Genomic DNA, 17,358 nt, shown 5'->3' on the forward strand with positions numbered 1-17,358 from the left:
AGGGTTTTGCTTAGGTGCTATTTGTATGATCTTTTTGATATTTATCAAAAACATAAAAAAGATGAATTGTTTGGTATTACTTATTTGTGTGGGTGATAATTCTGAAGCATGGCATATTTTAAGTAATTGCGTCTTAGGAAACTTCTTAGATAGATTTTTTGGTGGGAAAATTCTTAGTTTTTTGTAATTTTTGCGTTTCAGGGTTTGTTGAGATGTTACTTAATTCAAATGATAATTTTTTGGCGCGGCAATTCTGGCTCGCAATTAATGGAACCGCTGGAGTGATTTAAAAATAAGACTCGGTGGTGAGTTTGTTCTTAGGAGAAGATAAAAATGAAAAAATTATTATTAGTAACCTCTCTGGCTTCTGTATTTGTTGCAGCAAATGCAATGGCAGACGTTACTGCTTCTGCAACTGCCTCGTGGGACGCGACGGCAACAAAAGATACCACCAGCATGTTGGTTGTCACTCCGCTGAACTCTTTGACTTTCCAGTATGCTGAAGGACTGAACGCCTTCAACTCTCAGGACGGTGCTTTTGATGTGACTATTCAGGGTCAGGAAACGGCAACTGATTTTGAGCTGACTGCTCAGATCATTAGTAACACGCTGACCAACGCCAGTGGCGATGCGTCTACCCTGAACGTAGGGGTGGCATGGAATGGCACCGCGCTGACTAATTCATCAGATACTGTCCTGGTTAACTCCAGTTCGACTTCTGGTCTTGAAAGCCTGATGGCTGATGGCGCTTATAACGGTGCTGCTCGTGTCAGCGATCAATCCAACTTCAAATTCACCATCGCGTCAGCGACTTCTGATGGTAGCCAGGCAGTAACGGATTACTCTGCTCTGCCAGACGGCTATTGGACCGGCGATGTAAAAGTACAGTTTAATGCAACCTGGACGACTCCGTCTGCCTAAGTAATAAAAATTCGGGAGAATTTTTTCTCCCGAATTTATCAGGAATGGCGTCATGAAAAAATATTTACCGACAGCGATGTTGGTAGGGTTAGTAGCATCTTTTCCCGGATGGGCAATTAATGTGGGTGAAATCACATCGATAATGACTTCTGCTGAGAGTTCATTATCGAAAGAAATTACTAATACAACTGATGCGGCGCGTTATGTCAGTGTTTCGGTAAAACAATTGTCATCACCTTTGGCGGGGGGAGTCGAAATAAAGCCTGTTAATTCCGGAGAGTTACTTTCTACACCTGCCAATCTTATTCTTCCTGGTCAGGCAAAGGATGTTTTTCGCTTCTTTTATAAAGGACCAGCAGATGATCTCGAACGTTATTATCGTCTGCAATGGATAGATGAGCCGGTCACCGAGAGCGTGGAAACCCGGGCGAATAAAATGGCGGTTGCAACAGCGTCGGCAGAAATTGGCACTATTCTGGTGGTCGCTCCGCGAAAAGAGCGTTTTGAATACAGCCGCAATGGCGATGTTATTACCAATACTGGCAATGTTTCGTTTCGTGTGATCGCCTATGGCGCCTGTAAGGATAAGGCTCGCGATCAGGGACGAGGTTGTCGCGAACGTTATTACATTATGCCGGGTACGAAAATAAAATTACAGTTTACCGACATCAGCAATAGCCGTTCACGCATCGGTATCTGGCACGGTAAGCAGTTTATTACAGTGAAGTGATGGTCGATTGCAGCCATCTGTACGGGATAAATAAAAATACCGGAATGTAAGGATGCATATGACAACAATAAATATTGTCGGCGGTAGCATTTGTCTTTTTCTTGCGCTGACACCAGGAACTTCACATGCAGCCCCAGTAAAAGTGGGTAATTACGTTATTCCCAGTGCTTTCGCCCGTTCACTGGAGCAGGGAATGACGGTGCCGGTATATATTCGTTACAACGAGACTGACGAGAAAAGTCAGCAAAAGATTGCCGATGCGGTGATTTCGCTTGTTGATGGCAATATTACAGTTAAAGCCCTGACTCTTGCTGAATTGCCTAATAATGCCGTGTTATCTGGAAAAACTCGTGCGTTGGTAGAAAAAATTCGTGATGTGAAATTTCACGATAACACCAATATCGAGCTATCGGACAATGCACGCCTGCAGCTCAACGTCTCTTCATTTCACCTGGAGATGATTGTCAGCAAAGATGCGTTAACTGAAGCGATTGTCGCACGCAGTAGCCTGCTTGGACCTTCCAGCGTGGAGTCTCTCTCTAACGTCCTGAACTATAACTTTGGTACCTACTACAACGATTATCATAATGGCAGCAGTACCCGCAGCTATCTGACGGTGGACAACACAACATCGCTGCGTGAGCACCATATCAACATTAACGGTTCGTTTTACGGCATCGGCGACAGCAACGGCACCAGCAAACTTTATCGTGCGATGTATGAGCGTGATTATGACGGTTATCGACTGGCGCTCGGGATGCTCGACACCTGGAATGTCCAGTCTATTGCCAGCCTGAATGCACTGAATGGCGGGAAAATTTACGGTGTGAGCTACGGAAACAAAGGAAGTACGGTTGTTGAGAATACCGCGCTTTCACTTACGCCGATTACCGTATTTTTGCCAGCCGCTGGCGAGGTTCATGTCTTCCGTGATGGGCGTTTGCTCAGCGTGCAGAACTTTAATATGGGCAGTTATGAAATTGATACCAGTCGTTTTCCGTATGGTGTTTATGACGTCACGGTAGATATCGTGGTCAATGGCCGGACAATTAATAGTCGTATCAGCAGGGTTAATAAAATCTTTGCCCGCCAGCAAGCTGCCGGGATTGATCAGCTCTCGTGGCAGCTGTTTGGTGGTTCACTGGATTATGACCGTGTGAGTTATAAGCGAAATCATTATCAGGATTTGGGCAGCGAGCAGACCTGGATTGCCGGGGGGGCCGCATCGGTGACGCTGGCGATATTGTCGGGGCTGGGCCTGAAGTCCACGCTCTACGGTTTTGACAACAATGCGGTTAATGAAACGGATGTCACGCTCAATGTGAATGAATACGTAAGCATTGGCAATCAGACGCTGGTGGCGAACGATTCGTCATGGCGGAATATCAGTAACATCAACCTTAATGTACCTGAGGGATACGGTTCCCTTTGGGCATCTCGTGAAGACAGTAAAATTGGCGATCGTCTGCCCATGCAGGAGCGTGATAATTATTCCATTGGCGGGACTCTTAACCTCGGAAAGTTTATTCCTCATGGCGGTTCGCTCACCGTGAGTCAGACGGAGAATCGCTACTCGGGAAATAAATATCGTAATCTGGACTACAGCACGACCCTTTATTCAGGCAGGTATGCCACGGTTGGGTTGCGTGCAGGTATTCAGCGTTATTACTACAACAACCGGAATGACGATGGGCGACAGGAACGTTATGTCAGTCTGGATTTATCGTTGCCGTTGGCATCCTGGTTGAGCATGGGCGTCTCCCGGGATCGCTATGGCAGTACTCAGGGTAATCTTAGCGCGCGCAAGCAGTATGCTGAGGGCCCGATTAAATCGGTCGGATTGTCGGCATCAACGCGTCTGAGTGGTGAACAGTATTACGACAATAATTATTCGGTAAACGGCAATTTGAGTTATGACACGAAATATAACGCCGGCACCGTATCGGTAACGCGTTCTGCTGACAACTCCACCAATATGAACTTCTCTTCCCAGGGTTCTCTGGCGTGGGCAGGTAAAGATTTCGGCCTGAGTAAAGAGCGGCAGCGGTCTGGCATCATTGTGAAAACAGATTTGACCGGCGAAGGGAAACTGGCTGCGAAGATTAATAACCGCAACTATCTTCTCAGCGGTAAATCAAATTTCATTGCACTGCCGCCCTATGCTCAGTACAAGCTGGAAATCCTCAATGATAAAAACTCTGAGGACAGCTTCGATATTGTTTCAGGACGCAAACAGGAGCTGACGCTATATCCGGGTAATGTGGGTGTTATCAACCCTGAAGTGAAAAGCATGGTCACCGTATTCGGGCGCATTCGTTATCCCGATGGGCAGTTGGCTGCAAATACCGATATCCATAACCACATCGGTAAAACGCGTACGGATGAGAAGGGTGAGTTTGCTATTGATATCGATAAAAAGTATCCGGTCATCACGTTAATTTCAGCCAATGGCAGCATATGCGAAGCCGATCTTGATTTGGAAAAAGCACGGGGCGCAGCGTGGATTGGTGATGTGAAATGTGCAACGCAAACCACGATGGCGCAGAGGTAATAAAATGAAAGTATTGATTAAATTAGCTACTGTAATCTGTACCGTAGGGAGTTTTTCACCTGTGCCTGCTTTGGCGTTGAATGCAATCTCTTCGGGATCAGTCAGTAATAACTATTTGTTTATCGAAAATGCCATTGATAGTGAATACTTTATTACCCCATCGGCACTTGATCCACGTTTCAGCGGGTCAAACACGTGGATAAAATACGGTACCTCTCAGGTCAGTCTCGGGTATTTAGGTTTTGTTGGCTGGACTGCGCCTGGAAATTATTATCAGGACATGTGGATTGATAACTCCCCGATTAACGGGCCTTTCCGGGGAATCCGTTGTTATAGTGGCACTCAATGTCCATCAACCGGGTTTATTGCCGGATTGGGCACAGACAAAAACGGTTTTTATCATGCGCAGGTCGGCTCTGTCGCAGGCGTTATTGGTGGCGCCTACGGATTCGCTTCCCTGACCGATACTGCTTATGAGTACTTTCGCAATGTGCCTACTGGTAGCAGCGAAACCTATGTGTTCAACCGCTGTTATACTTCTGTAAATTATGATTATTCTTCCGGGCAACGGTGCAAAGACCAATCGACAGGAGCATGGAATTACGTCAATTACACGTTAACTAAACGCGGTCATCTGTCACTTGTCTCGACTAACGCATTTCAGGAGCTTTGGGTTGCCAGCGACGGTACGCCGAGCATCACCAAAGACTCTGGTTATTGCGAACTTGGCGTGGTGGGCGGTACTGACGGTGTGATTTGCAAAATGGTGAGTTATAACTTGCAACAAACGGCCAATCTGACCGCCTCCTTGACGTTTCGCGCTTTTGTCGACACGGCGATGCTAGGTTTTACGCCCGGAGCGGCCACCGTGAGATACTCCGGGAATGGTTCAAACTGGTATAACTATGGTACTTCAACTGCTTATTACAACGTTTTTACGACCTCTGGAGAATACATTTATATTTTTCTGTCAAAAGCATTTTTGAAGAATCTTGTCGATTCAGGGATCAGCATTACTAACAGTCAGCCCTTTACCTTCGGCTTTTATAATGGCTTAACACCAGAGTCAGGACACTACCAGTTTACCCCTTCGCTACAGCTCAATATTGTGCCGAAGGAGTATGGGATCAGTATCGTCTCTTCGGACAACACAGCTTCTGCGAGCGGTAGTGGCACGATTGGTGATGCCGCTCCTATAGAAATGGATTACACCGTAACCGTCTCTGGCCCCCGTCAGGCCGACAGTATCACCGCGCAAGTTATTGGGGAAAGTACGACGATAAACAGTGTGCCCTACTGTCTGTTTACGTCTGCGCAAGGCGGGCTGTCCGTCCCCATTCCCGCTTTTCTGCAGTACAACAGTCAGTCGGGGGGCGTGGTGCAAAAACGAAATAGCTGCAGTGAAGCGGCAGTCAGTATGAGAGATGCGCAGTGGCAACAGACGCCCTGGGACGCAAATAACAATGACGATGGAAGCTATTATGCTACTGATTTAAAGTTGCTTTTCCCAATGAATGATTCGCGTTCGATGTTAACCGTTTCCGGCGCTGACTGGGAAGGTGTCGTCAGCGCTAGTGGAGAGATAAAAGTCACGGCGAATTGGGTGGGAGTGACGCCATGAACCGCCGTCGTCTGGCGCTTAGATGGGTATTTATTCTACTTTCCGGTCTGACAGCATTCTCTACACAGGCAGTCTACCTGGAGTCGACCATTTATGAGATGCCGTCGGATAAATCATTTATCAGTAAACGAATCTATAACGATAGCCAGAAACAGAATTTATACAGTATCGGCGCAGTAAAAATTGATAAGCCGGGACCGGGAGGAGAAAACAGGAGTGCTATTGCTGAAGGCGAACTTCTGTTTACTCCGCTGAATTTTTCACTGGCTCCGCAGGCGAGTGAGTTTTTTAAGATTTTCTACCGTGGGCCGCAGGATGATAAAGAACGCTATTACCGAATTCTGTTTCGTGAAATGCCGATCACGCTGTTTACTGAACGTAATCAAGGGAAAGGCGGGCAGGCTCTCCCGGTGATCGCTATGGACACCATATTGGTTGTTCGCCCGAGAAACATAAATCTGGCCTACACCATTGATGAGGCTAACGGAACATTGAAAAACACCGGGAATACTTTTTTTAAAATCATCGTACATCAGGGGTGCAACTCAACCGATGATGAAGCCACCATGCGTTATGTGTTGCCGGGTGAAACCTGGCGTAGCAGTGAGCTCAAAACTAAAAACCGAAAGTTTATCGTAGCGTTGCAGAAATACATTCCAGTGGGTCAGGGGTGCTTCAAACTCAATCAATAGTAAGTATTGAGTCTGATCCGATATGTCATGGTTAGATATCGAACCTATACTGTAACTATCTTTATACAATGCAGTAATCAGCTTGGCACAGATGAAACTTTGGTCATTTGTACTCCATGTCACGGTATTTAAGAGTCAGGTAGTATGAAAAGTATAATTAATGATCAGGTTGAGTACGATTCCACCAGAAAAAGCCTGAAACATCGCGATACTACAATAATCCTTTCGGCATCTACAGCGAGACTACTTGAGCTATTCATTGCCTATAAAAATCAACAACTCCACCGTGAGTTTATCATAGAAGAAGTATGGAAGAAGCATGGCATGGCCCCATCGGGTCATAGCCTTAATAAAAGTATCAGTATATTGCGAAAAGCATTTAGTGAGTTGGGGGCCGAAAACCCCATTGAAACGTTGCCCCGGCAGGGATTTTTGTTCCATGCTTCGGTCAATGATGAACAGTCATCTTTCAGTAGGGATGTACCTGTTCGTTCGGTAACAGAAACGGTGAATTCACCCGCAACACCGAAACGCAAAAATATTCTTCTGTTCATTTTGTTGTTCGCTTTTCTTGGGAGCGCGGTTTTGATATTGCCAGCTCTTAACTCAGGTACCACGAATTTTATCTATATCAGGGCAATAGGTGATTGTGAACTTTATACTGCCGATGACAATAATGCTGATAAAACGAAGGCATTTTTATCTTCTGATATGTGGCGAAAAGTAAATATAATTTGTCATAATGGCAAGAAAACAATTGTTTTTTATGATGATAATAATTTATCGGCAGGTAATAATCTTAAAGAGAATTTTTTGGGGATCTGTACGCTGGATAAAGGAGGGGTTGCCCGTGAATGCGAAAATTATCTTTATTAGCGGGGTGATCTTTCTTGCTGTGACAACAGCATACTTTTTTTATCGCCATCAAGAACCTGAGACGTTGACCTGCTCTGCCAAGAATTACCTTCATTTGCAGGCGCAAACTCAGGGGGTAAAAATTGAAGGTGAAGTTCTGTTGGTTTTTCGTATTTCTTCCGCTACCGAAGGGCGGGTATCCCAGGTAGGGAGCCTTAATATTCAAGGTAAGCACTATGCTGTAGATCGTAATGTTGTTCTGAATTTTATTGGCAAAGACCGCGACGGATATTTGCAAATTCGTCGCCAGGCTATCGTCAAAAACAAAAATGATAATGTTCCCGATGAAATTACCGAACTGCTTATGTCTCAACAGGATATTTTCTATTATAAGGTCATCCGTATCGCCGGAAATGTCTATGCGATAAGAGATCTGCGACGTACGCTCATGGTTTGTCGGGCAGCATGAATCGAGATAATATGTTAGTATTTTGATTTTTGTGGTTGTATGTTTTGTTGTTTCTTATGTTTGTAGTCTTTTATTTTGTCTTGTGGTGAAAATGAGTAAAAGGATTTGTACTGGTGAAAATTAGGAATTTTCCTTTTTCGATATTTAAAATGGATTTACCATTTAATGGGAATACGCATATGGATAATTGTGATTATAAAATCTGAAACTACGTGATATGACTTATGGATAAAGTTAGTTCACGAACCGCCTTATAATTGCTGGAGGCTGAAGGTGTTGTATATTCTCTCGTGTATATAACGAGGGACCTGCTATGCCATAAATTTAAGTTGGTGGTAACTATGAATATGAAAAAGGTTTTTCTGCTCGGTTATGATATTTTTCTTTTCTCAGGGATAAAAGCATGGCTGCCAAATCTGGTACTGGTTGATGCGCGAACATTTATTTCTGGTACGCAGTCAGTTATTCCACGACACCCGTCCTGTTTGCTGGTGATCGATAACCGGTTACCATTGCTCCTGGTCAGGAAATGGTTTCAGAGAAATAGCACGCAGTTTATCAACATAAACTGTATTGTTCTTCGGATGAATGAAACTCGTTCTGTTAATCGAGGATACGAGGAGTATGCTTTCATTAATGGACGAGAATTATCTGATCAATTGATTTCTCAGCTAAGAGCCAATTTAATGGCACCCAATGAGGTTGTGGAGGTCACTAAAGGTTCGACGATGTTTACTTTTCATTTGACTGAATTTGAAGAGGAAATGTTGTATGCATCATTCACAAAAGAAAAGTTGCACGATTTTTGTATTGCTAACTCACTAACAACTAAGTCAGTGTATCGATATCGGGAACGGATAACCGCTCGCCTGGGATTTTCTCATTTTAATGAAACCATCATTTTTTTAACCAGGAATAATTTATTGCATGAAGGTTACCCGACAAACAATTATTCTGGTGAGAATGTAATTTACGGCGAAGCATATGATGTCTCAGATTCTGGTCGACTGAGTATGGCAATAAGGAATGAAGAAATCATTCCTTATTTTCAGCCCATCGTAAATATCAATGGGGACGTCTGTGGCGTTGAGGTTTTGGCTCGATGGCCACAGGGCCATAATTATGCGATTTCTCAGCGTGAGTTTATACCTCTGGCTGAAAAAAGTGGCTTAATGAATGAGTTAACGAGCTATTTAATGACCACCGTTGCGCGTAATCTGGTCGACGGAAGCGAGGGGATAAATAAAACACTATTCGTCTCCTTTAATGTCAGTCCATCAGGTTTAAGTAATCCCGTTTTTTATTGGGAATGCCTTAATTTTATGGAGATAACGCAAAGACTACCGATAAAATTAATGATTGAAATAACCGAAAATCAGACTCTCACTATCACTCCAGCCATCAAAGAGCTGATACGATCGTTGCGAAACAGAGGAGTTCTGTTTGCTTTAGATGATTTTGGGACGGGATACGCTAACCTCTGCTATCTCAATGAGTTAGACCTGGATGTTATCAAAATTGATAAAACTTTCATCAAGGCTATTAAAGAAGCTGAGCAACATATCCCTATGCTCGAGTCAATCATTCATCTTTCCGGGCTCCTGGGATTACGCATGGTGGCGGAAGGCGTTGAATATGGCTATCAGCAGCAATGGTTGGGGAAAAATAATGTGGATTACCTGCAGGGCTATCAATTTTTACCGCCAGTGATGTTTGATGATTTTATGCGTTTTTACAAGCAGTCTGTAGGGGTGTTTGAATCAGCGTCGGATTCAACTTTTTCAGCGTAAACCTGTCGGGAACATCAGGGGCGGATGCCTCTGATGCCGGTATTTTTGCAGAGGTTAGTGCTACAGATCCTGCCTGTCTGGTGAAGGCGAAAGCCTGTAGTGAATGAAGCATCGTTTGTTTATGTGTCTTTTACAGGGTATTTATAACGGTATCAGCGTTAATCAAACCGCTTCCGAGGTTAGTCCATAGCCATGCGTCATTTCCTGCAAAAATTAAGAGCCTGGTTTCCGCCGCCACTCATCTTAGTACTTTTCCTCGTTGCCGATGCGTTGACGGCGAGCTCACGTTTCACATTTGGCGCGGTAAATATCGTGATAAGCGCATTACTGGCCAGTGTCAGTCTGTGGATGATACTGCATACCGCATGGCAAATGCGGATGAAACGTACGACCCTGAACCCGCTTCATGCAAATAAATCGACCACGCTTGTTACCGGCGGATGTTACGCCTGGAGTCGCAACCCGATCTACCTTGGTATGAGCGGACTCCAGCTAGCCTTTGCTCTGTTCATCGGCAGTCCGGCTGGCGTAGTGGCTGTACCGCTGTTTATGCTGGCGGTTGCCAGATTGCATATTGATTTTGAAGAGGAACAATTGCGAAAACATTTCGGGCTGGAATGGGATCGCTTTGAGCGACAGGTTCGCCGCTGGCTATAGTCATACCCGACCGGGTACAAGCATTCCTGTCACGACACGATTCGTGCGTAATTGAAACCGGATGATGCAAAATTAGGCGTTTGATTCACAAGGCCATTGACGCATCGCCCGGTTAGTTTTAACCTTCTACCCCGTGTTCGCATTCGTGGGCATGTCCTTATCAGGGCCGATATAGCTCAGTTGGTAGAGCAGCGCATTCGTAATGCGAAGGTCGTAGGTTCGACTCCTATTATCGGCACCATCAAAATCAATTAGTTACGTTAAAAACTCTCTTTGCTTATATTATAATTTTTTCGCGTGTAACTGTATGTGTAAGTGATTTTCATCGACCTACATCAACAGTTGATATATGCAATTTCAGGTTGGCTCATTCCTGTCGATTTTTCACATTGATGATAGGATGTTCATTAGTAGTGATATCAGAACGATTTTTTTGAAAAATACGTATTGTGAAGCTTTGGTTCTTAGCCTGTTTAGGTATGCCTGATTTTAAGATAGCCCTTCCCTGTACACTTCCATCTGTGGTGTAATCCCTTGTGATTTTAAGGTTTCTTTCGAGAGATAGCATGGAATTATTCGAAAATTATTTGTCAACGTTACCTAAAAAAAAGCGATTGAGTGAAGTCAAGTTGACTATCCTGAAGAGATTATGGGGCTCGGATGATATTGATTTTCCTAAACCTTGGGTCTCATCAATAGAACTACTGGAACTGACAGGGCAAAAGTACTTCGATAGACGAACAAGAGAATTGCGAGATGAACTAGGCTGTGATCTCGAAAGCTCGTACATTGCGGAGTTCTCGGGGCATGCTTGGCGGCTAAAATCAAATATGATTGCCCCACCAATGGAAAGGGAATACCTGACAGAATCACAACGATCTGGTTTATTTTCTAACCACAGCAACACATGTGCAACATGTGGTAAAACTGTTGCTGCTGGGGTCAGGGGGCTACAAGCGGATCACAAAATACCTTTGTCACGTGGTGGTGGAAATGAGTTAACCAATTGGCAAGCTCTTTGCCACAATTGCAACGTAGGTAAGAGAAGAGCATGTGAGGGATGCACTGATGATTGTTACACATGCTCATGGGCATTCCCTGAAAAGTTCGGGATAACAACAATGCTCCATCTGCCAGAAGCTGCTTTAAGAAAAGCTCAGCAGCTAGCCGATGCAGATGGGATTTCATTAGACGAAATCGTTGCCTACGCAATACGCAAGCTCTGAATATCATTTGACTCGAGTGGTAACGCCAACTGTTGTTTTTTCATGATGTCAACAGCTTCGAGTGCTTTACGGATTTGCCTTCCTGTTGCCTCGGCAACAGGGGGGGGGAAAGCGTTACCGACTTGACGATAAGCAGCTGTTTTTTTACCAGAGAATTTCCACCAGTCGGGGAAACCTTGGATTCGTGCAGCCATTCTTACAGTCAAACGAGGCATATTTTCAAAACCAGTCCGAATTTTTCCGTCTCTTCCAACATACCCGATAAACCCCTTTTCAGGGCCATTATCCGCTATGGAATGTCCATTGACTCCAAGCGCTTGCCAGGATCTTTTGGCTCTTGTCGGGCCAAGATCTGGCCCACCATGCTTATGGGAGCCGCCAACAAGTGTAGGAGCTATATTATCTGCTGCCTTTCTCCAGGCTTCAGCTCCTTCCCAACCTCCCATTGACATTAAGTCAAAGAGGGCATCACCCACAGTCGGCGGTATCAACGTTTCACTCGGCCAATGAAAATGAGCTGCATATTCACCACGCAATGCCACTAAAAGAACACGTGGGCGAAGCTGAGGAACTCCGTAATCAGAGGCATGATGAAGTTTCCAAAAGGTTTTATAGCCCATTGCAGAGAAAGCATGATCTAGTTCTTGCCGGTATTGCTTAAACTTTGGGTCTAGTAAACCAGAAACATTTTCAATCATTACTGCTTTTGGCTTAATGGTGTTCACAATTTTGAGCGCCGTCGGAAACAAATCACGTTCATCATCTTTGCCAAGTTGCTTCCCTGCTTTTGAGAATGGTGGGCAAGGAACTCCCCCTGCAACCAAATCAACATCAGAAAAACTATATGCAGTGTGTTCAGCAAAATGCTTAACGCAACCTTCTACGATATCTCCCCAACCCAAAGAATGGAGCTCATTGTTGAGGCGAAGAGTTTCGCAGGCAGCTGGATCAATCTCGACTAGTGCGCGGTGAGCGAAGCCAGCGTTATGTAACCCTAAGGCTTGACCTCCTGCTCCTGCGCAAATCTCTACAGATGTATATTGTAACATGCCATTAAACCTGTATATAAAAACAGTTGTATATTTATCTGATCAGAGACCATTACGCAACTAATTGTACAAAACAAGCAGTACTACCGCCATTAAGCCGGTCAGCTTAGTTACTTGATTACTGTATGACAAGGCAATCTACTACTTTGTTATGGAACCCTCAATTTATCAAATGAGTAGCATTTAATAGTGTTAGGGGCATCATCTTGATCAGAGCTTGTTGTCTAGTGCTGGCTGAGACAAACTGTCTCAGTTGATCACGAAAGGTCTTACTATCTGTTTACATGATATTTTGTCCGTAAGATGTATTGCGTCCACTGTAAGTAGCAGACGCATTATGCAAGGAGTAAATAAAGGAGAAATATTGGTGATGAAGATTGGGAATGCTGCTCGTAGAATTCAGCGTTCTAGGTCACTTCGGCTTTGTCGTAACAAGCCAGTTGCCTGTCGAGCTCGCAGAATATCAACGGCCCGAAGATAAGGTGATTGTTCTTGCCAACTAAACCCTCTGCGATCGATACGAACCAGCTCGTACTTATCCACCAGAAAGTTAACGGCATCAGCCATCGTGATACCGGCATCAATGTGTTCCTGAATCACAGTTTCATCACTGAACGGGGTGTCGTTCAGTGTCAGGCCATAGTGCTGTTCAAGCAGGCGTGTCAGTAACATTTTCCAGACAGCCACGGGCAACAGACAGGGCTTCGCCGCCCGCGAAATTGTAGCAGGTAGAGTTTTCATGCTTGCTCTCGTGAAATTAGTTAGCGTTGAGTGGGATAAACAGCGATGTATACGTAGCCGCAACTACCAAGAGTATCGGCTTCGCAGGTAAAATCGTTGTGGTACAGGATGACGCAGTAGGCATGACGGGGATTCAGTTCACCAGTGGTCAGCATCGACTCTATCAGGCTGATAAAATGTGGAAATACCACATCCAGCTTAAGACATTCGGCGTCACTAAACTTACCGGTGATACTGGCCCGGTCAGCCAGATAGTGCAGCCGGTTGCCATCCTGCACCAGACGTGCTCCCAGGCGCGGCGTGATATCCCGCTGCAGGCCCCATGTAGTGTTGCTCATTTATAACCTCTTTATTGTCAGTTCAGGGTGATACTCATCAGACAGGTATAAGGTCCGTTGCGGTCCTGGCGGCGTTCGGCGTATACCGCCAGCACGCCGGGAATGTCAGGAACTACCTTACCGGTGTAATGACAGACGCTACCGTGCCACTGGTATCTGCCGGTGCAGTATCGAAAAATGCGGGAGGCCGGATGTTGACGGTAAATTGTCATCGCCCGGCGTTTACTGATAATTTTCATGTCATACCTCAAAGCAAACCATGTTCAGCGAATGAATAGATTTTCCTGCCACCGACAATCAGATGGTCAGGGATGCGGATGTCAACCAACTGAAGTACCTGAACCAGTCGCTGCGTAAGGGCTTTGTCCGCCTGGCTGGGCGTCGTCTCGCCGGAAGGATGGTTATGCGCCAGTATTACCGCCGCCGCGTTGAAATACAGGGCGCGCTTGACCACCTCCCGGGGATGGACCTCGGTGCGGTTAATCGTGCCGCTAAAGAGCGTCTCATGGGCAATAAGCTGATTCTGGTTGTCCAGATACAACACCCGGAACTCTTCCCGCTCAAGCGCGGCCATATGCAGTCGCAGCCATTCACGTACGGCGTGGGTGGAGGTGAAGGCTACCCCGGGCTCATGCAGATGCCGGTCCAGAATCCTGAGGGCGCGCTGGATGAGACGCCGGTCCTGTGGCGTTATCTCGCCGGGTAAAAAGGAAAGCTGTTTCATTCGTTGTACCTCCGGTCAGTCGATGATGCGCAGAATGGCGTAAGCTTCAGGATGCTGCAGGGCATAGTCCCGCAGGCGATAATAGTGTGCGTTCATTGCGTCACATTCTGTACGACAGGCGTGATGGCTGTATTCAATCAGGCAGATAGCAATACCTGCGGCTTCTGCGCTCATTTCCGCACCATTGCCGTTCATGCCGTTGAGCAGATGCCATTTATCGTCACTGTCAGCATCAGGAGCCATAAACGCGCCGCCATTGCTGAGCGTGTAAAAGGACCAGATACCACCGCTGTACTCATCACAGAAGCGGTCCATCCAGGCGAAAATGCGGGGTTCCAGCGTTATCCATCGTGGGATAGAGCCAAAGTACTGCGGCCAGAAATCGAGACGCTGTTCGTCAGGTACTGGTGTTGCAGTAAGGGCAAATTGAGGTTCATTAGCGGGTACCAATTCGCATTGAGTTTGTGTCGTCATGGATACTCTCCGTCAATAAAAACGCCAGCAACGATGGTTGGCGTATGGGAAATAAAGGATATACAGGGATGATGAATGGGTGTGGTCAGGAGGAGGATGCTCTGAGCATGCCTGACTTGCGGATATAACGGTTAAGCCCTTCACCGGCATCCGGTTCAAAGCACCACGCCCGCCAGATCATTCGACCTTCAGAGTCACGAACCACCAGGCGGAAGTGTGTGCCCTGGTCGTCTTCAATGCTGATGTTGCGATACCTGCGGGTAATCGCTTCGGCCTGCTGTCGGGTAAAAGGTCCCGGTGGCAGCATGTGAGATTCAGGCATTCGATGTACCTTAAAAGCAAAAACCCCTGACGCTGCCGCGTCAGGGGTTGTGGGTGTATGCAGGTGTGGGGTGATAATCAGTAACCGGTTTGTACCTTATACAGCCGCAGGGTTTTGCTACCCCGGACAATTTTCACATACAGGGCATTATCTTTCGTGCTGCGCACAAATCCGGCCTGCACATCGCCCTTACAGTCACCACCATCGTAAGGAATATTGACACCGGTCTGGCGCACCAGGTCGATAACCCCGAAGCTAAGGTCTTCACAGGCCGGGCCCGGCAGGTCCTGAATCAGGGCAAATTTATGGTCGTCGCTGACACCGGTCAGTGAACACATGGAAGTATTGATGTCGTTTCCCTGGCACCAGTACTCCTGGCCTGGATTGTCTTTATCCATCAGGTTTGCCGGAAGCTGAGCGGCACTGGCACTGAAGGTGGCGAGCAACAGAATGAGGGCGGATATGGCTGAAGTGATAATACTTAACATGGCATTCTTCCTGAATTAATGGGTGCCAGATGACACCCGATATATTTGCAGGGCATCTGGTGTGATTTAAAACGTCTTTAATCAGATGCTCAGCAGTTACCGGTACGGCGGCACAGTTCTTTCAGGCTTTGCTGAGAGGCCCACTGTTGCAGTTGGCGATCCTTTTCTGTCTGCCTGGCCTTAATGGCAGCCAGTTGTTGTTTATTTGTGCAGCTTTCAGGCAGCACCATCAATACACGGGGCTCCGCCTTTTTATTAACCATCTCAAGCTGCACCTGTGTATCGACGATACTGAAGTAACACCCTTTACCGTTATCCTCACCCTGGTACACCACATCAAGATCAGAAGCATATCCGCTAGCCGTTTTCAGGTTCAGATAACGGACGGTTTTTGTTTTTTTGTCAGCTAGATACAGAGGGGTGTTATAGGCCTGGCGCAGCAAAAATGTATTCGTCCACGGATAATAACCAATGATGTCAGCCTTCAACCCAAGCGCATTGAGCATTTTCACATCATCATAGCCATCCGCAGAGGTCCAGCCGCTTTTCTTCATGTCGTACCAGTTGGTGAGACGACCGGTGACATCGTAGGCATGTGCGCTGGTCGTGAGCAGCAGGAGCCCTGTAACAGCCAGAGTAGTGAGTCTTTTTTTCATCGTGATATCCTTTTATTGCATCATATAGGCATGTTGTTGTCTGAGCAGGATTCAGGCCATAACGGTCAGAACCAGCATTGCCAGCCATACCCAGAAGTAAGCCGGTTTCTGACCGAGGGTTTTCGCCCGTCGCCACAGATAGAACGGTACCAGCCACGCCAGTTTGCCGAACGTGATGGTGTCCACTCCGGCCTTACGCAGACGTCGCTCATCGAGATACCCCAATGCGATATTGAGCAGCAGCGTGATAAACCAGTACTGTCCGCCCGAGACAGCATCATATGCCTCGTCAAAGGACATACCGTTCAACCCTGCCGTCCACAGCTCAAGCGCATAACCAATGAAGGGAGCAAATGCCAGCGTCCATACCACTCCGCCGGGAATGCGGTGCCCCGGCAGTGCGGGCGGGATGGTGCTTTGCTGCAGTACTGTAGCAAGCGGGGTGGCGGAGACCGGTTGCCAATCCGTCATACCCTGTCGCCACACCAGCGTGGCAGCGGTGAGTTCACCGCGCGCAATCAGGTCAGTGATGTCATCTTCGGTCACATTGTCGTGACGTATGCCATTTTTCTCGTAATGCCAGGTCATTGTTTTTCCTTCTTAACAGAGGTCATTAAATCAGTGTGTTGCCCGGCTCCTCAGAGGGCCCAGGAGACAGGACTTCGCGGATACAGCTGAAGTGCGGAAGGGCCCGGATAAAGCCCGCCTGTATGGTTAACTGGCTGAGACGTTTTTGCGGGGTAAAAGTGGTGTTCAGAACTGTCACCGCATGGATGGTCGCCAGAGGATGCACGGTGATATGCCCGTTAAGTTCACCGGTAAGGTACCAGCAGCCATCGAGTGATATCAGGCGGTACGGAGCCAGTCCGTCACAGCGTTCACCATCAGCGAGCAGCAGTACCCGCTGGCAGGCGGTAATGGCACTGACGAGACGGTAGAAGACCAGTGAGCTGGTCGGTGACACAGACTGTGGCGGCTGCCATACCAGACACGGCATCCCTCCTGCAGTGAGCAGCATGCCCGCCAGACGCCGGTCCAGCCCCGGAAAAATATC

General features: G+C 46.7%; 20 protein-coding genes, 1 tRNA gene and 1 pseudogene. 11 read left to right on the forward strand and 11 right to left on the reverse strand.

The window, feature by feature from the left end:
• The first annotated feature begins 333 nt into the window (after positions 1–333).
• From ecpA to OGY19_RS10285, 11 genes are all read left to right on the forward strand, one after another.
• Positions 334–921, forward strand: a complete 588-nt coding sequence (ecpA, locus tag OGY19_RS10235) for a common pilus major fimbrillin subunit EcpA (RefSeq protein WP_061067345.1) — start codon at positions 334–336, stop codon at positions 919–921.
• A gap of 52 nt (positions 922–973) precedes the next feature.
• Positions 974–1,651 (forward strand): EcpB family pilus assembly chaperone, encoded by a 678-nt coding sequence (locus tag OGY19_RS10240; RefSeq protein WP_115600906.1) that lies wholly within the window; start codon positions 974–976, stop codon positions 1,649–1,651.
• A gap of 58 nt (positions 1,652–1,709) precedes the next feature.
• Positions 1,710–4,202, forward strand: a complete 2,493-nt coding sequence (locus tag OGY19_RS10245) for a CS1-pili formation C-terminal domain-containing protein (RefSeq protein ID WP_124020705.1) — start codon at positions 1,710–1,712, stop codon at positions 4,200–4,202.
• A gap of 4 nt (positions 4,203–4,206) precedes the next feature.
• The gene (locus tag OGY19_RS10250) at positions 4,207–5,823 is read left to right on the forward strand and encodes a fimbrial adhesin EcpD family protein (RefSeq protein ID WP_115600905.1); all 1,617 of its coding nucleotides are present in this window, start codon (positions 4,207–4,209) and stop codon (positions 5,821–5,823) included.
• A complete protein-coding gene (locus tag OGY19_RS10255) occupies positions 5,820–6,515 on the forward strand; it encodes a fimbrial biogenesis chaperone (RefSeq protein WP_043015294.1) in 696 nt (231 codons plus the stop codon). The genes OGY19_RS10250 and OGY19_RS10255 overlap by 4 nt, the downstream gene beginning before the upstream one ends.
• 144 nt (positions 6,516–6,659) lie before the next feature.
• The gene (locus OGY19_RS10260; RefSeq protein ID WP_101743104.1) at positions 6,660–7,391 is read left to right on the forward strand and encodes a winged helix-turn-helix domain-containing protein; all 732 of its coding nucleotides are present in this window, start codon (positions 6,660–6,662) and stop codon (positions 7,389–7,391) included.
• The gene (locus OGY19_RS10265) at positions 7,366–7,839 is read left to right on the forward strand and encodes a FidL-like protein (RefSeq protein WP_286596435.1); all 474 of its coding nucleotides are present in this window, start codon (positions 7,366–7,368) and stop codon (positions 7,837–7,839) included. The genes OGY19_RS10260 and OGY19_RS10265 overlap by 26 nt, the downstream gene beginning before the upstream one ends.
• Positions 7,840–8,180: 341 nt before the next feature.
• A complete protein-coding gene (locus OGY19_RS10270; RefSeq protein ID WP_286596437.1) occupies positions 8,181–9,629 on the forward strand; it encodes an EAL domain-containing protein in 1,449 nt (482 codons plus the stop codon).
• Between the two features lie 192 nt (positions 9,630–9,821).
• The gene (locus OGY19_RS10275; RefSeq protein ID WP_061067350.1) at positions 9,822–10,286 is read left to right on the forward strand and encodes a methyltransferase family protein; all 465 of its coding nucleotides are present in this window, start codon (positions 9,822–9,824) and stop codon (positions 10,284–10,286) included.
• 165 nt (positions 10,287–10,451) lie between these two features.
• A tRNA-Thr gene (locus OGY19_RS10280) sits at positions 10,452–10,527 on the forward strand.
• A 325-nt stretch (positions 10,528–10,852) separates the two neighbouring features.
• On the forward strand, positions 10,853–11,512 hold the full coding sequence (locus OGY19_RS10285) for an HNH endonuclease (RefSeq protein WP_039026460.1): 660 nt from the start codon (positions 10,853–10,855) through the stop codon (positions 11,510–11,512).
• On the opposite strand, the gene OGY19_RS10290 is transcribed toward OGY19_RS10285, so the two are convergent.
• From OGY19_RS10290 to OGY19_RS10340, 11 genes and pseudogenes are all read right to left on the reverse strand, one after another.
• Entirely contained in the window at positions 11,491–12,561 is a 1,071-nt protein-coding gene (locus OGY19_RS10290) for a DNA cytosine methyltransferase (RefSeq protein WP_039026461.1), read from the reverse strand. The genes OGY19_RS10285 and OGY19_RS10290 overlap by 22 nt on opposite strands.
• A gap of 399 nt (positions 12,562–12,960) precedes the next feature.
• Positions 12,961–13,302 (reverse strand): TA system toxin CbtA family protein, encoded by a 342-nt coding sequence (locus OGY19_RS10295; RefSeq protein ID WP_039026462.1) that lies wholly within the window; start codon positions 13,300–13,302, stop codon positions 12,961–12,963.
• Positions 13,303–13,322: 20 nt separating this feature from the next.
• On the reverse strand, positions 13,323–13,640 hold the full coding sequence (locus tag OGY19_RS10300) for a type IV toxin-antitoxin system YeeU family antitoxin (protein WP_039026463.1): 318 nt from the start codon (positions 13,638–13,640) through the stop codon (positions 13,323–13,325).
• 17 nt (positions 13,641–13,657) lie between these two features.
• Positions 13,658–13,879 carry a DUF987 domain-containing protein gene (locus tag OGY19_RS10305; RefSeq protein ID WP_039026464.1) on the reverse strand — a complete coding sequence of 74 codons (222 nt, stop codon included), beginning with the start codon at positions 13,877–13,879 and terminating at the stop codon, positions 13,658–13,660.
• 8 nt (positions 13,880–13,887) lie between these two features.
• A complete protein-coding gene (locus OGY19_RS10310; protein WP_039026465.1) occupies positions 13,888–14,364 on the reverse strand; it encodes a JAB domain-containing protein in 477 nt (158 codons plus the stop codon).
• Between the two features lie 15 nt (positions 14,365–14,379).
• A complete protein-coding gene (locus OGY19_RS10315) occupies positions 14,380–14,838 on the reverse strand; it encodes an antirestriction protein (RefSeq protein ID WP_039026466.1) in 459 nt (152 codons plus the stop codon).
• Positions 14,839–14,923: 85 nt separating this feature from the next.
• The gene (locus OGY19_RS10320) at positions 14,924–15,160 is read right to left on the reverse strand and encodes a DUF905 domain-containing protein (protein WP_039026467.1); all 237 of its coding nucleotides are present in this window, start codon (positions 15,158–15,160) and stop codon (positions 14,924–14,926) included.
• 77 nt (positions 15,161–15,237) lie between these two features.
• A complete protein-coding gene (locus OGY19_RS10325; protein WP_039026468.1) occupies positions 15,238–15,648 on the reverse strand; it encodes a hypothetical protein in 411 nt (136 codons plus the stop codon).
• Between the two features lie 89 nt (positions 15,649–15,737).
• Positions 15,738–16,304, reverse strand: a complete 567-nt coding sequence (locus tag OGY19_RS10330; RefSeq protein ID WP_039026469.1) for a hypothetical protein — start codon at positions 16,302–16,304, stop codon at positions 15,738–15,740.
• Positions 16,305–16,355: 51 nt separating this feature from the next.
• Entirely contained in the window at positions 16,356–16,892 is a 537-nt protein-coding gene (locus OGY19_RS10335; RefSeq protein ID WP_039026470.1) for a DUF4339 domain-containing protein, read from the reverse strand.
• 25 nt (positions 16,893–16,917) lie between these two features.
• Positions 16,918–17,358, reverse strand: a pseudogene (locus OGY19_RS10340) (transcriptional regulator); the annotation flags it as partial.

This window comes from Citrobacter sp. Cy070 (genome assembly GCF_030332245.1).
Taxonomy (GTDB): domain Bacteria; phylum Pseudomonadota; class Gammaproteobacteria; order Enterobacterales; family Enterobacteriaceae; genus Citrobacter; species Citrobacter youngae.